The organism is Nocardia sp. NPDC049149 (assembly GCF_043197455.1).
Lineage (GTDB): Bacteria > Actinomycetota > Actinomycetes > Mycobacteriales > Mycobacteriaceae > Nocardia.
Genome location: NZ_JBICTD010000006.1, coordinates 642,423 through 655,729, shown reverse-complemented (window position 1 = coordinate 655,729; position 13,307 = coordinate 642,423). Strand labels below are relative to the sequence as shown.

Here is a 13,307-nt window from a genome sequence, read left to right as displayed (position 1 = left end):
TCCGGGAGTTGATGGGATGATGACCACCACACCAACGCGCGCCGACATCGAGTTCCAGTCGGCGGGCACCACGGTGCGTGGCTGGCTGTACAGGCCGTCGGCAACCGGAGCCGCCGCCCCTGTCGTGATCTTGGCGCACGGGCTCGGCGCGGTCAGAGAGATGCGACTAGACGCGTTCGCCGAACGCTTCGCCGCGGCCGGATTCGCCGCCCTGGTCTTCGACTACCGGCATTTCGGCGCGAGCGACGGCACGCCTCGTCAACTGTTGAGCATCGGCCGTCAGCTCGACGACTGGTCGGCCGCGATCGACTACGCGACCTCCCTCGACGGCATCGATCCGACTCGAATCGCCTTGTTCGGAACGTCTTTCAGCGGTGGTCACGTATTGCGCGTCGCGGCGAACGACCGCCGCGTCGCCGCGGTCGTTTCGCAATGCCCGTTCACCGACGGCCCCGCCTCCGCCCCGACGGTCGGCTTCCGGCCCTTGCTCGGCATCGCGGTGCGCGCGATCTTGGATACCGTCGCCGCGATTCTGCGCAGGCCGCCGGTCACCGTCCCACTGACCGGCGCCCCTGGCCAGGTCGCGCTGATGAACGCGCCGGACGCGGCACCCGGGTACAACGGGCTGGTGCCCCAGCAGTTCACCCACGTGAACGAGGTCGCCGCCCGGATCGGGCTGACTCTGCCCCTCTATCGTCCCGGCCGGAGCCTGCGCAAGATCGGGGTCCCCGTGTTCCTCGGCGTCTGCCTCGAGGACTCGGTGGCTCCGCCGCGCCGCACCCTGCGCTATGCGGCTCAGGCCGGAACCAATGTCGAGGTGCACGAATACCCGGCAGGCCACTTCGACATCTATGTTCCCCCGCACTTCGATGAGGTCGTCGGCGACGAAGCCGCCTTCCTCGTCCAGCACCTGCGACCGTTCTGATCACGCCGCGAGCAGCGCGTCATCGCGGGAGACCAGCGCCGCATAGCGGCCGTCCTTCTTCATGAGCTCGTCATGCGATCCACGTTCCACGACGTGTCCGCGCTCGAGCACGACGATCTGATCCGCGTCCCGAATCGTGGACAACCGGTGCGCGATGGTGATCGTGGTGCGATTGACCGACAGCGCGTCGATCGCGTCCTGCACCTCCTGCTCGGTGTGCGTGTCCAGCGCACTGGTCGCCTCGTCCAGCACCAGGATCGGCGGGTTGCGCAGCATGACCCTGGCGACGGCCAGCCGCTGCTTCTCGCCGCCGGAGAAGCGATACCCACGCTCCCCGACCAGGGTGTCGTACCCGTCGGGCAGGCTCATGATGTGCTCGTGAATCTGCGCGGCGCGCGCCGCGTCGTGTAGTTCCTGTTCTGTCGCATCGGGTTTCGCGAAACGCAGGTTCTCGGCAACAGTGGCGTGGAACAGATAGGTCTCCTGCGACACCACACCGACGGCACCGGCGAGGTCCGCGAAAGACACGTCCCGCACGTCGATTCCGTCGATGGTGAGCGCGCCCGAACTCACGTCGTACAGTCTCGCCACCAGGTAGCCGAGAGTGGTCTTACCGGAACCGGTTTCGCCGACAATCGCCAAGCTCGACCCGGCGGGCACCGTGATGTCGATGTCGCTCAACACATCCCGATTACCCGACCCGTACGAGAACCCGACGTGGTCGAACCGCACCTCCCCCGCGACGTCGGCCAGCGTCACCGGTCGAGCCGGTTCCTCGATATCGGGTCGCAGATCCAGATACTCGAAGATCCTGCCGAACAACGCCATTGAGGCCTGCACCTCCACCCCGGTGGACAGCAACTGCACCATCGGCCGCAGCAGTGTCGTCTGCAAGGTGGTGAACGCGACCAGTGTCCCGATCGACACGAGCGGCTGCCCGGCCGTCACGGTGAGCCCCGCCGCGAAGTAGATGACCGCGGGCATCGCCGACATGACGATCTGAATCGTCGACTGCCGCCACCGCCCTGCCATGCTCGCGCGAATCTCCAGATCGACCAGCCCGCGCGATTCCCGCGCGAAACTGTCGACCAGCGCCGGCGAGCGGCCCATCGTGCGGCCGAGCAGAATGCCGCTCACCGAGAGCGACTCCTCCACGATCGCCGACATGCCTGCCAGCTTCTGCTGGCGCTGCGCGGTGATCTTGCGGCGCTCGTCGCCGACCCGGCGGCTGATCCACACGAAGAACGGCAGCATGATCAGCGAGACGATGGTGAGCCGCCAGTCCAGCACGATCATCGCGACCACCGCCGCAAAGACGGTGGTGAAGTTGGAGACCAGCGATGTCGCCGTCGACGTGACGGTCGACTGCATGCCGCCGATATCGTTCGCGATGCGCGACTGCACCTCGCCGGTGCGCGTCTTGGTGAAGAACGACAACGGCATTCGCTGCAGCTGGGTGTAGACAGCGGACCGCAGGTCGTGCATGACGTCTTGGCCGACGGTGGTCGAGATATAGGTCTGGAGCACGCCGAAGACGCTGGTCAGCACGGCGACGGTGACCATGCCCGCGGCGAGCAGGGCGAGCAGTCCGGTACGCCCGTGCGGGAGCGCGTCGTCGAGTACCGCGCGCAACAGGAACGGCGAGGCGAGCGCGACGATCGAGGACAGAAATACGAGTGCGGCCACGAGGGCCAGCCTGGCCCGATAGGGCCGGAACAGCCGGACGATCCGGCGCAGGTGATGTGGGGGCTGCATAGGCGCCTCCTTCCAAGGAAACTACGTCATGAAACTGAGCATGACTCATAATTGTTCCCAAAACAATGAGTTATGCTCAGAATCATGGAGTCCGCCGAGACCGACCTGCCCGAACTCTTCCTGCGCGCCGCCAAACGCATCCGGCGCAACCAGGTCGCGCGGCTCGCACCCCTCGGCCTGACTCCGGCACAGGCGCGCGCCCTGCGCATCATCGCCCATCAGCCGGAACCGCTGCGCATGACCGCGCTGGCCGAACACCTCGGCATCGTGCCGCGCTCGGCCACCACGGTCGTCGACGCCTTGGCCGCCGCCGACCTGGTGACCCGCGCGCCCGATCCGACCAACCGCCGTGTCACTCTGGTCGCGACGACCGAATCCGGCCGCGCCGCCCTCGCCAAGATGACCGCGGCTCGCCGCGCCGCCGCCGAGGAGCTCTTCGCCACCCTCTCCCCCGACCAGCGCGACATGCTGCGTGATCTGTTGGCAAAGCTGGATTCCGCTACCTCATAACGCAATCCGACCGCTCGGCCCTCGACCCCGGTGACGGTCACGCTCCCGAATCGCATCGAACCGCTCGCTACGCGCCGGTACTCGCCGGGCGTGTGCCTGCCGTCAGCAACCGGGCAGTATCCTGCCCGGGGCAACGGTGGAAGTCGGCAGTACCTCCGCGTCCACGCATGCTGCATTTCGAGATCGGTGCGGATAGCCTGGCGATATGACCTGATGAAGGTGGGGCGATGGATCGACCGGAGATGAGTGCACGACGACCTGCAAACGACTACGGGCGGGGGCTACAGATGACGAGACGCGGTGCGCAAGAACAACCCCACGCACCCGATGACCGATACCAGGGTGCCTACTCCGACTGGGTCGACGGGCCACCGGCCCGGGAACCCGAGCCGGCGCCGGAGTACTTCGAAGACCAGTTCAGCGGCCTGATCGATCGATCGAAGGGGCGACGATCGACCCGCAAGTGGCTGATACCTGTGCTCGGCGTCGTCGTGGTCGCCGCCGGAGCCGGAGCCGCGTTCTTCCTCCTCGGTGACTCCGAGCCGCCCTCGTCGGCGACCACCCCACCCCGGATCGGCGCGCCGGCCACCTCGCCGAGCGGGCAGTGCACCGCCGAGCGGGTCGGCAACCGGATCAAGGGCAACGACCCCGGCGGTTTCGACTCCGGTCCCGCCGCGATCTTCGCCTTCCAGCACGCGTACTACGTGGCCCGCTCCGGCGAAGAAGCCCGTGCCGCAACCACACCCACTGCCGCGGTCGAGTCGGCCGACGCCATCCAGCAAGGCATCGACACCATTCCGGCGGGCACCACCTACTGTGTCGCCATCACTCCTGGCGCGTTCGCGGGCCAGTACGTGGTCGTCGTCACCGAGAACCGTCCCGGCAAGCAGCCGATCACCTACAACCCGCAGCTGGTCACCACCGCCGAGGACAATGGGCGCACGCTCATCAGCGCCATCGGCCCCGGGCAGTAGGACAGCGGCACGGCCGATCGGTCCAGGGCTGCGCGGCGTCGGCCGGCTCAACGAGCTAGCGACTCAACCCAATTCGTGCTCGGCGACCGCCGTCTCGTCCAGCTCGATGCCGAGCCCTGGCCGCGACGGCACGATCACCCGACCTGCCTCGTACCGGAGCCGCGTCGCAGGCGTGAGTAGCCGCTCGAAGTTGTAAATGCCCTTCTCCAAGGCGAAGTACTCGACCACAAGGGTGTTGGCCACCGCGCCGCACAGGTGCACATGCAGATTGTGATGCCAGTGCGGCGCCATCTGCAGGCCGAAGGCGTCCGCGGCATGCGCGACCCGCAGCCACTCGGTGACCCCGCCGACCACCCCGGCGTCGGCCTGCAGGATCGGTGCCGCACCCACCTCGATCAACTGCCGGAACTCCCACCGAGTCTGGTGGATTTCACCGGTGGCGACCGGCGTGCGGATCTGCCTGGCGAGTTCGGCATGCCCGGTGATCGCATCCGGTGCGAGCGGCTCCTCGAACCACCACAGCCCCACCTCGCCAGCGGCACGCTCGAAAGCCTCGATGGCACTGCGGGCTTCCGGCACCGAACGGTAAGCGTTGTTGGCGTCGAGGGCAAGCCTGCCGGTATCGCCGATCGCCTCGATCGCGGCCGCGACCCGGCGCGCGTCCTCGGCGACGCTCAGCCCGCCGACCTTGATCTTGTGATCGGAAAACCCTTGTCCCGCATTGAATTCGATCTCTTTGCGGACCGCAACGGTCCATTCGCCGTCGTCGGGCCGGTAATAGCCGCCCGAGGCGTAGGCGGGCAGCGGCGCCGTCGAACCGCCGAGCAGGCTGACCAATGGCAGCCCGGCGCGCTTGGCCCGCAGATCCCACAGCGCGATATCGATCGCCGACAACGCCCTGATCACCGCACCACGTCGACCGGCGAGCAGCGCCTCCTGGTAGGCGCGGCTCCACAGTCCGTGCACATCGTTGTGGTCGGCGCCGAGATAGACCGGCGCGAGCAGATCGTCGACCGCACACTTGGTCAGCGCGCCCCCGCTGGTGCCCGCGTACGTATAGCCGAGACCGGTGGCTCCCGTGTCATCGGTGATCTCGACCAAGGCATAGTGGCGATCGTTCAAGGCACGGTTGGACATTCGGGTCGGCTTGTCCACCGGGATGCCGACGACGCGGGCTCGGATTCGGGTGATGGTCATCGACTGCTCCTCGCGGATCGGGCGGTGCGCACCGCCTGGATATTGGCGAACTCGGTGGCGCCGTAGCTGCTCAGCTCCCGGCCGTACCCACTGGCTTTGACTCCGCCGACCGGCAGGCGCGGGTCGGACTCGGAGATGCGGTTGACGAAAACGGATCCCGCGGCGACGCGCGCCGCGAGCTGCTCGACCCTGCCGAGATCCGTGCCCCAGATCGAGCAGCTCAGGCCGTACGCCGAGGTGTTGGCGGCAGCGAGCGCGGCGGCCGCCGAACCGACCGGCAACACCGCGCCGAGTGGTCCGAACGTTTCCTCTTGAAAGGCAACACAATACGTGTCCGGCACCGTGACAATCGTCGGCGTGAACCAGGCGCCGGGACCGGCATCCGTAGTAGCACCGACCAGCACGTCGGCCCCCGCGGCCACCGTCGCATGCAGCTGCCTGCGCAACTCGTCGCGCAGGTCCGCGCGGGCCATCGGGCCGATGTCGGTGCCGGGCAAGGCCGGATCCCCCACCACGAGCTTGTCGAGCTCGGCAACCATCGCCGCCGTGAATTCCTCGAAGACGCGTTGTTCGACGATGATTCGCTTCGCGGCGATACAGCTCTGGCCTGCGTTGAGAAACCGGGAGCGCACCGCGGCCGCCGCGGCGGCCGCCACGTCCGCATCGGCAAGCACAATGAACGGATCGGATCCGCCGAGTTCCAGCACGACCTTCTTGACCGCCCGGCCCGCCCTGGCACCGACCAGCGCGCCGACGCGGTTGCTCCCGGTGAACGCCACCGCGGCGATGCGTGGGTCATCGATCAGCGGACCGATGCGCTCCGGCGGCAGCACTACGCTGGTCAACACCCCGGCGCCACACACCTCGTCGAACAGCCGCTGCACGGCCAGCGCACATCCGGTGACGTTGTCGGCATGCTTGAGCAGCACGGTGTTGCCGATCGCGATGGCGGGCAGCATCGACCGAAAGACCTGCCAGAACGGATAATTCCACGGCATGATCGCCAGCAGCACGCCGAGCGGCTGGAGGCGGACCTGCCCACCGTCGGGGAACACGTCGACCGCCTGCGGCCGCAGCAGGTCGGCGACGCGGTCGGCGTAGTAGTCACAGGTGGTCGCGCACTTCTCGATCTCCGCGGCGGATTGATCGATCGGCTTGCCCATCTCGGTGGTGATCAGCATGGCCAGCGCGGGCGCGTCGGCGCGCAACCGCGTCGCGAGCAGCCGCAGCCGGTCGGCCCGCGCCGCGATCTGCTCGTCACCGACGCGACGGGCGGCGGCAACGGCCAGGTTCAGCGATGCGGACACCTGATGTTCCGGCGTGAAAGGGTATGTCTCCAGAGGGTTTCCGCTCACCGGATTGATCGTGGTGATCATCGGCCCACCCGCTCGGCAAGCCAATCCTGGAAACGCCGCCCGATGATGACCGGGTTCTCCAACAGCTTCGGCACCCCGGTCGCGTTACCCACCGCGATACGCACGTGCAGCAGGACCGGCCCGTCCAGCGTCAGCGACTCCGCAAGGCGCGCCGCGAGTTCCACCGGATCCGCCGCCCGGCGCACGGTCCAGCCCGCCGCAACAGCCAACTCCCCCAGGTCGATTCGTGCACCGTAGGTCGGCAGGTTCGCCGTCGCGCCGTACACACCGTTGTCGAGCAGCACGAGCACCAGCTTCGCCGGCCGCAGGAATCCGCCGGTGGCAAGCACATTCGGGTTCATCAGCAGCGATCCGTCGCCTTCGATCGCCACCACCTTCGGCACCTCGGTGTCCGCGATACCCAACGCGACGCCGGTGGCCACCGAACCTGCCAGCCCCATGGCGTCGAGCAGATACAGATGATTCGGGCGATCAGCCACCGCCGCCAACTCCCGGCTGGAGGCGGCACAGGTCACCACAACGGGCAGCTCCGCGGTCTGCTCGGCGACGATCCGCAATGCCTCGATACGCTGCACGGTCACGCGGCCTTTCCGTCGGTGGCCCAGAAGTGCGCGAGCACGACTACGGGCCGAAATGTCATGCGCGCGTGCACACCTGCCTCGGTGACCACCGACTCCCAGTCGGCCGCCGCACTGCGCCGGTCCACTTCGAAGTACGGGATCCCGAATCGTTCGAGTACGCCAGGCACGTGCTGGCTGAACGTGTGGATCATCGAGTTGTATTCACCGAGCCCGCCGCGGGTGTTCGCGACGATCAGCAGCGGCAGGTGGTACGCCATGGTGAACGTGGTCAATGCCGTCAGCGCGTTGCCGAAACCGTTGTCCTGCATGACGATCGCACCGAACTTGCCGGTGAGTGGCAGCGCGCCGAGCAAACCGGCCGCCTCCTCCTCCCGCGACAGCGGGAACACCCGCGCCGAGATGCCCGCGCCGCCACCGCTGGTATCGACCAGCGCGGTGATGACGGGCGCCACGCTGACGGACGGCACGTACCCGACCAGATCGACCTCCGCCGCCCAGATGCCTCTGGCGACCGACGCCGCATACGAGTTGGAATTCACCGAATGTCCCTTCGCCGGACCGACTGCCTAGTGGCAGCCCACTTGGTGAATGAAACATACTACTCATCGTGAGTAGCATGCAACTCTCGGATAGCGGCCTGACCGATCAGGTTTCAGCAGGGACTATCAGTAGACGATCTGGTCGCCCTCGGGGACCGACACCGAGACCCAGCGCCGCCACTCCGCCACCAAGCCACGGTTGTCATCGCTGCTGTGCGCGACGAGCAGATCGCCGGAGCGCACCAGGTGAATGCGCATCGCCCGCTCGGCCGCGACACCGTCGCGCTTACGCAGCGCGTCGATGATCGCCCAGTGGTCCTTCAGTGCGGTGTCGACGGTCTGATATCTCGGCACACTGTGTCGACCGTCGAGGGCGAGCGTCTGGCGCAGTTCGGCGACGAACTTAGCCAGCCTGCGATTGCCACTGGCCTGCAGGATCAGCTCGTGCAGGCGCTCATCGGCGGCGAAGTATTCGGTCCCACCATCAGCCGTGCGCTCCATGATCCGATACTCGGCGAGCATCGCCTCGTCGTCGCGGCTGGTCATCACCGCCGCTGCGCTGCGGCAGGCGGGCGGCTCCAGCAGCACCCGCAGGCTGCACAGGTCGACGATGCCGCGCCCGTCTTGCCCGAGCACCCTGGCGCCGCGGTTGCGTTCGATCTTGACCAGGCCGAGGTCGGCCAGCTTCAGCAGTGCCTCACGCACCGGCGTCCGTGAGGCGCCGAATCGTTCACCCAGCTCGCGCGACGAGTACAGGATGCCGCGCTCGAGCTTGCCCTGCCGGATCGCGTCCCTGATCTCGGCAGCGATCTGCTCGGACTTGCTGTCTACCGCGTCCTGCGACAAGGCACCTCTTCATGGACCGCTCGTCATGAGCATCGGGAAATCGCCCGTGGCACACCGTCCCCGGGCGATTCCCCAGCATAGTCGCTCAGGCGGTCGGCACCGTCGAGGCGCGGCGCGCTCTCGCCCGCGCGGCCAGGCCGCCGATCACCAGGAGCGCGCCCACGTTGGCGAAGATCATCACCGCGATGGCGAAACCGGTCCGCCCGCCGGAGGCGTCCTTGATCCAGCCGAAGGCGTACGGGCTGACGAATCCGGCCGCGTTGCCGAGCGAATTGATCAGCGCGATACCGCTCGCCGCGCCGACCCCGGCCAGGTACGCCGTCGGAACGGCCCAGAACAGGGGTTTGGCGGTTTGCGCCGCCATGGTGGCGACCGTGATCGCGGCGAACGCCAGCAGCGGCGACCCGAGCGCGAGCGCGGTGACCAGGAAGGCGAGCACCGAAATCCCCAGTGCGATCAGGACCGGTCGCGACGAACGTTCGTTGCGGACGAGCCTGCCGGTGACGTACATGCCGATCGCGGCGAGCAGGAACGGCACCGCGGACAACCAGCCGATCTGGGTGCTGCTCAATCCGTGCCCGACTTCCTTGACCACCGTCGGCATCCAGTAGGCCAGCGGGTACGCACCGCACAGCAGCAGGAAATAAGCCAGACACAACGCGATCACCCGCTTGTTCCGCAGCGCCGCGCGATGGCCAGCCGGCGCCGACAACGCGCGTTCGGCCTGCTCCGCTTCGAGCGTCTCACTCAGCCACGCCCGCTCGGCATCGTCGAGCCACCTTGCCTGCGTTGGCGATTCGGTGAGCGCGACGAAGAACACCACGCCGAGCAGCACCGCGGGAATCCCGCCGACGATGAACACCCAGCGCCAGCCGTCCAAACCCAGTGCGCCGTCGAAGGTGTCGAGGATCCACCCGTTGAGTGGACTGCCGAGCACGCTGGCCACCGGTATCGCCACCATCACGGTCGAAATCACCTTGGTGCGTTCGGCATTGGGGTACCAGCGAGTGAGATACACCAGGATTCCCGGAAAGAAGCCCGCCTCCGCAACGCCGAGCAGGAACCGAAGGACGTAGACCATCTCGACGTTCACCGCGAATGCGGTCAGCGTGGCAATGATGCCCCAGGTCACCAGGATTCGGCTGAGCCAGATCCTGGCGCCGACCTTGGTCATGATGATGTTGCTCGGCACCTCGGCGAGCACATAACCGACGAAGAAGATGCCTGCGACGAACCCGTATTGGGTCGCGCTCATCCCGAACGTCTCCTCCATGCCGAACTTGGCGAAGCTGACGTTGATCCGATCGATATAGCTGACGATATAGCCGACCACCAGCAGCGGAACGATCCGCCGGGTGATCTTCCGCATCGTCTTCGCCCGCAAGGCTTCCCCGTCGACCCGGGAGATAGCGCGATCCATTTCTTTCCTCCACAGCACAGAACCAGCTGCGATGGCATGCCACCGTGTTAAGTAACATGTCTCACTTATCGAGTAGCATGCTACTCATTCTGTGACCTGACGCACAAGAGCCTCGCAGAGGATGTGCGGCGAGAGGGCAGAAATGCGGGGGTCGACCCGTCAGTTCGTTGCGGCCGCATGGCCGGTTCCCGGAGGCACGAAAACGGCCGGACCGGGATTCGCGACTGCGCTGGCCCGGACCGGCCGTGATCGGAAGAAAGGGCAAAAGCGCCCGCGGGTTCAGCTGTTGGCGTTCTCCGCGGCGACGACGACGTGGCGCATGAGCAACGCGGTGGTGACCGGGCCGATACCGCCGGGCACGGGGCTCAACGCCGCGGCCTTCCCGCGCACCGAGTCGGCGTCGACATCGCCGACGATGCCGCCGTCCGCGGATTCATTGGTGCCGACGTCGACGACGACCGCACCCTCGCGCACGTGTTTGCCGGTGACCAAACCGATTCGGCCCGCCGCCGCGACGACGATGTCGGCGGCCGAGGTGACCGCAGGCAAGTCGGTGGTGCGCGAATGACAGATGGTGACCGTGGCATTTTCGGCGAGCAGCAGCTGGGCGAGCGGCTTGCCGACGACATTCGAGCGGCCGACCACCGCGACATGCCGACCGGACAGCGGGATCTCGTGGTGCTTCAACAGTTCCACCACCGCCTCGGAGGTGGCGGCAACGAACCCGTCGAGGCCGGAGGCGAGCAGGCCGAGCGACAGCGGGCTGACCCCGTCGACGTCCTTGGCCGCCGCGATCGCGGAGCTCACGTCTTCGAGGGTGATGCCCGCGGGCAGCGGCGTCTGCAGCATGATGCCGTCGGTCGCCGGGTCGGCGCTGCGCGCCGCGAGCTCGGCGCGGATCGTCGCTACCGACGCATCGGCACCGAGATCGACCGTGTCGCAGGCGATTCCGAGCCGCTCGGCGGACTTGCGCAACGAATTCACGTACCAGGCGCTGGCCGGGTCATCGTTCGCGACGATCAGGGCGAGCCGTGGCGCGGCACCCGCCTCGGTGCGCGCGGCGGCGCGCTGCTTGGTGTCGGCGTTGAGGGCGGCGGCGAGTTCCTTGCCGGTCAGCGAAACGGTATCCACGTTGTCACACCCTATCGGGGACGCGCCCGACCGCCGCGACGCGCCCTGATCGCCGCGCCCGGTTTGTCCCACTGCCGGAAAACCGGCCGCAGAATCCGTTCGGCTAATACGTGATTTCGAGATCACCCCGCCGTATCGTGAACCTGCTTGCCCACGGCTAACTGCCAGCACGTGCCCAACCCGTTGTATGCCCAACACAGCATTTCGCGGAAAGGTGTCGACTGTAGTGAAGATCTCGAGGCACTGGAAACATCTAGCCGCGACGCTGTTCGCGGCCATCACCCTGACCGGTCTAGCCGGCGTTCCCGCCCATGCCGGGGACACCGATGCCCTCTACAACTCCGCCCAGCGCAATTTCACCGACGGCAACGACGCCGCAGGTCGCGCCGACCTGCGCAACCTGATCGGCGCCGATCCCACCGACGCCGACGCCCTCTCGCTGCAGGCGATCTGGTCGCATTACGCAGGCGACCTGCCCGCACTCGGCGACGCGATGGCGCGGCTCAACGCGGTCGATCCCGCGATGGCGGCGGGCACAACGAACGTGCTCAATGCCATCAACTCGGCCGTCGGCACCCTGCCGAATCCGTTTCCCGCCCTCATCGGCCCGCAGACCGGCATCGTCGTGTGCGGCTACGGCCTGCTGCCCGACGGCGCGCTGCGTCCCGAGCTGGTGAACCGGCTCACCGCGGCCTGGCTACAGTCCATCGCCGCGCCGCTGTCGCCGATCGTGGTCTCGGGCGGCAATCCGCAGAACGGCATCGCCGAGGCGGATGCCATGGCGGGCTGGCTGATCGGTCACGGCGTGCCTGCCGCCCGAGTCCATGTGGAGAACCGAGCCGGATCGACCGTGCAGAACGCCCTGTTCAGCACCAGGATGCTGCGCGATATCGGCGCGACGAGCGCGGTGGTCGTCACCTCGCCCAATCACATCAGGCGTGCTGTCGCCGACTTCATCGTGGCGGGCACTCAGGTGGTCGGGGCGACGACGTCGCTGGAGCAACTGGTCTCCCAGCTGCCGCCGCCGTCGCGGCAATCGCAGCGTGGCATCTACCTGGATGCCACCCGCACCTTCGAGTTGGCCTCCGCGCGCTGACGTGCTCGCCCGGAATCCGCGCGCTCGCCGAGCCTGCGGATTCCGGGCAGCGGTTGGTGCCGGACCTCACCCGAAAACCGCTGGCCCACGCGGGGCAGGCCACGGCAGGATGTGCGGGTGATGGCAGGGAATATCGATATGGGGGGACGGCAGCCGGTGGAGCCGGCGGATGTCGTCGCGACCTTACGTGCGGCGGGCTGTGTGTTCGCCGAGGACGAGGCTCGCCTGCTGCACGCCGCAGCGGCCGAACACGGCGCCGACCTCGAAACCCTGGTAGCGCAACGGGTCGCAGGGACACCCCTCGAATATCTGCTCGGCTGGGCCGAGTTCCACGGCATCCGGGTGACGGTCGCGCCTGGCGTTTTCGTTCCCCGCCAACGCACCGCCTTCCTCGTCGACGAGGCCGCCGCACTGGCCCGTGCCAATACCCGGCACTCGGTAGTGGTCGACATGTGTTGCGGCACTGGCGCATTGGGTTTGGCGCTGGCGACCGTCCTGGCCGCCGAAGGTCGACCGGTGACCCTGGCCGCCGCCGATATCGATCCCGCCGCCGTCGACTGCGCTCGCCGCAACCTGACCCCGCTCGGCGCCCCGGTGTACGAGGGTGACCTGTTCGACCCGCTCCCCGAGGAACTACGCGGCTGTATCGACATCCTCCTCGCGAACACCCCGTACGTCCCGTCCGCGATGATCGCGCACATGCCGCCCGAGGCCCGTGATCACGAGCCGCACAGCGCACTCGACGGTGGTCCCGACGGCCTCGACGTCTTCCGCCGTGTGGTCGCGGACGCCAGCTCCTGGCTCGCGCCTGGCGGCCACCTGCTGGTGGAAGCCAGCGAACAGCAAGCCCCGCAGGCGCTCGCGGAACTGCGTGCGCACGGCCTGCACGCCAGGCTCGCCGAATCCGACGAGCACTACGCGACGGTCGTCATCGGAACCAGATCCGCGAACTGAGCC

The 13,307-nt window shown here is 67.6% G+C and carries 13 protein-coding genes; 5 read left to right on the top strand and 8 right to left on the bottom strand.

Features of this window, described 5'->3' with window-relative positions:
- Positions 1-16 precede the first annotated feature (16 nt).
- The gene (locus ACGFNJ_RS27200; protein WP_393453842.1) at positions 17-925 is read left to right on the top strand and encodes an alpha/beta hydrolase; all 909 of its coding nucleotides are present in this window, start codon (positions 17-19) and stop codon (positions 923-925) included.
- Here ACGFNJ_RS27200 and ACGFNJ_RS27195 read toward each other — a convergent pair whose 3' ends face one another.
- Positions 926-2,680 (bottom strand): ABC transporter ATP-binding protein, encoded by a 1,755-nt coding sequence (locus ACGFNJ_RS27195; RefSeq protein WP_393453839.1) that lies wholly within the window; start codon positions 2,678-2,680, stop codon positions 926-928.
- A gap of 84 nt (positions 2,681-2,764) precedes the next feature.
- Here ACGFNJ_RS27195 and ACGFNJ_RS27190 point away from each other — a divergent pair, with 84 nt between their 5' ends.
- Together ACGFNJ_RS27190 and ACGFNJ_RS27185 are read left to right on the top strand one after the other, a co-directional pair.
- Positions 2,765-3,190 (top strand): MarR family winged helix-turn-helix transcriptional regulator, encoded by a 426-nt coding sequence (locus tag ACGFNJ_RS27190; RefSeq protein WP_393453836.1) that lies wholly within the window; start codon positions 2,765-2,767, stop codon positions 3,188-3,190.
- 287 nt (positions 3,191-3,477) lie between these two features.
- Positions 3,478-4,164 (top strand): hypothetical protein, encoded by a 687-nt coding sequence (locus ACGFNJ_RS27185; protein ID WP_393453833.1) that lies wholly within the window; start codon positions 3,478-3,480, stop codon positions 4,162-4,164.
- Positions 4,165-4,227: 63 nt separating this feature from the next.
- On the opposite strand, the gene ACGFNJ_RS27180 is transcribed toward ACGFNJ_RS27185, so the two are convergent.
- The 7 genes from ACGFNJ_RS27180 to ACGFNJ_RS27150 form a co-directional block, all read right to left on the bottom strand.
- A complete protein-coding gene (locus ACGFNJ_RS27180; protein ID WP_393453830.1) occupies positions 4,228-5,361 on the bottom strand; it encodes a mandelate racemase/muconate lactonizing enzyme family protein in 1,134 nt (377 codons plus the stop codon).
- The gene (locus tag ACGFNJ_RS27175) at positions 5,358-6,716 is read right to left on the bottom strand and encodes an aldehyde dehydrogenase family protein (protein WP_393453827.1); all 1,359 of its coding nucleotides are present in this window, start codon (positions 6,714-6,716) and stop codon (positions 5,358-5,360) included. Before ACGFNJ_RS27175 ends, ACGFNJ_RS27180 begins: the two co-directional genes overlap by 4 nt.
- Positions 6,717-6,733: 17 nt before the next feature.
- Complete coding sequence (locus tag ACGFNJ_RS27170; RefSeq protein WP_393453824.1) at positions 6,734-7,318, bottom strand: thiamine pyrophosphate-dependent enzyme; 585 nt, start codon at positions 7,316-7,318, stop codon at positions 6,734-6,736.
- Entirely contained in the window at positions 7,315-7,857 is a 543-nt protein-coding gene (locus ACGFNJ_RS27165) for a thiamine pyrophosphate-binding protein (protein WP_393453821.1), read from the bottom strand. The genes ACGFNJ_RS27170 and ACGFNJ_RS27165 overlap by 4 nt, the downstream gene beginning before the upstream one ends.
- A gap of 126 nt (positions 7,858-7,983) precedes the next feature.
- Positions 7,984-8,703, bottom strand: a complete 720-nt coding sequence (locus ACGFNJ_RS27160) for a GntR family transcriptional regulator (protein WP_393453818.1) — start codon at positions 8,701-8,703, stop codon at positions 7,984-7,986.
- Between the two features lie 85 nt (positions 8,704-8,788).
- Positions 8,789-10,123, bottom strand: a complete 1,335-nt coding sequence (locus ACGFNJ_RS27155; protein ID WP_393453815.1) for an MFS transporter — start codon at positions 10,121-10,123, stop codon at positions 8,789-8,791.
- A gap of 279 nt (positions 10,124-10,402) precedes the next feature.
- Positions 10,403-11,254, bottom strand: coding sequence for a bifunctional 5,10-methylenetetrahydrofolate dehydrogenase/5,10-methenyltetrahydrofolate cyclohydrolase (locus ACGFNJ_RS27150; protein ID WP_393453812.1), 852 nt, complete (start codon positions 11,252-11,254; stop codon positions 10,403-10,405).
- Between the two features lie 226 nt (positions 11,255-11,480).
- Between ACGFNJ_RS27150 and ACGFNJ_RS27145 the strand changes: the two genes are divergently transcribed.
- On the top strand, positions 11,481-12,350 hold the full coding sequence (locus ACGFNJ_RS27145; RefSeq protein ID WP_393453809.1) for a YdcF family protein: 870 nt from the start codon (positions 11,481-11,483) through the stop codon (positions 12,348-12,350).
- A gap of 120 nt (positions 12,351-12,470) precedes the next feature.
- The gene (locus ACGFNJ_RS27140) at positions 12,471-13,304 is read left to right on the top strand and encodes a putative protein N(5)-glutamine methyltransferase (RefSeq protein ID WP_393453806.1); all 834 of its coding nucleotides are present in this window, start codon (positions 12,471-12,473) and stop codon (positions 13,302-13,304) included.
- The last annotated feature ends 3 nt before the right edge of the window (positions 13,305-13,307 follow it).

Excerpts from the sequence above, each read along its gene's own strand:
- ACGFNJ_RS27200 (WP_393453842.1), top strand. The coding sequence starts at position 17 with ATGATGACCACCACACCAACGCGCGCCGACATCGAGTTCCAGTCGGCG.
- ACGFNJ_RS27140 (WP_393453806.1), top strand. The coding sequence starts at position 12,471 with ATGGCAGGGAATATCGATATGGGGGGACGGCAGCCGGTGGAGCCGGCG.
- ACGFNJ_RS27180 (WP_393453830.1), bottom strand. The coding sequence starts at position 5,361 with ATGACCATCACCCGAATCCGAGCCCGCGTCGTCGGCATCCCGGTGGAC.
- ACGFNJ_RS27155 (WP_393453815.1), bottom strand. The coding sequence starts at position 10,123 with ATGGATCGCGCTATCTCCCGGGTCGACGGGGAAGCCTTGCGGGCGAAG.
- ACGFNJ_RS27195 (WP_393453839.1), bottom strand. The coding sequence starts at position 2,680 with ATGCAGCCCCCACATCACCTGCGCCGGATCGTCCGGCTGTTCCGGCCC.
- ACGFNJ_RS27190 (WP_393453836.1), top strand. The coding sequence starts at position 2,765 with ATGGAGTCCGCCGAGACCGACCTGCCCGAACTCTTCCTGCGCGCCGCC.
- ACGFNJ_RS27185 (WP_393453833.1), top strand. The coding sequence starts at position 3,478 with ATGACGAGACGCGGTGCGCAAGAACAACCCCACGCACCCGATGACCGA.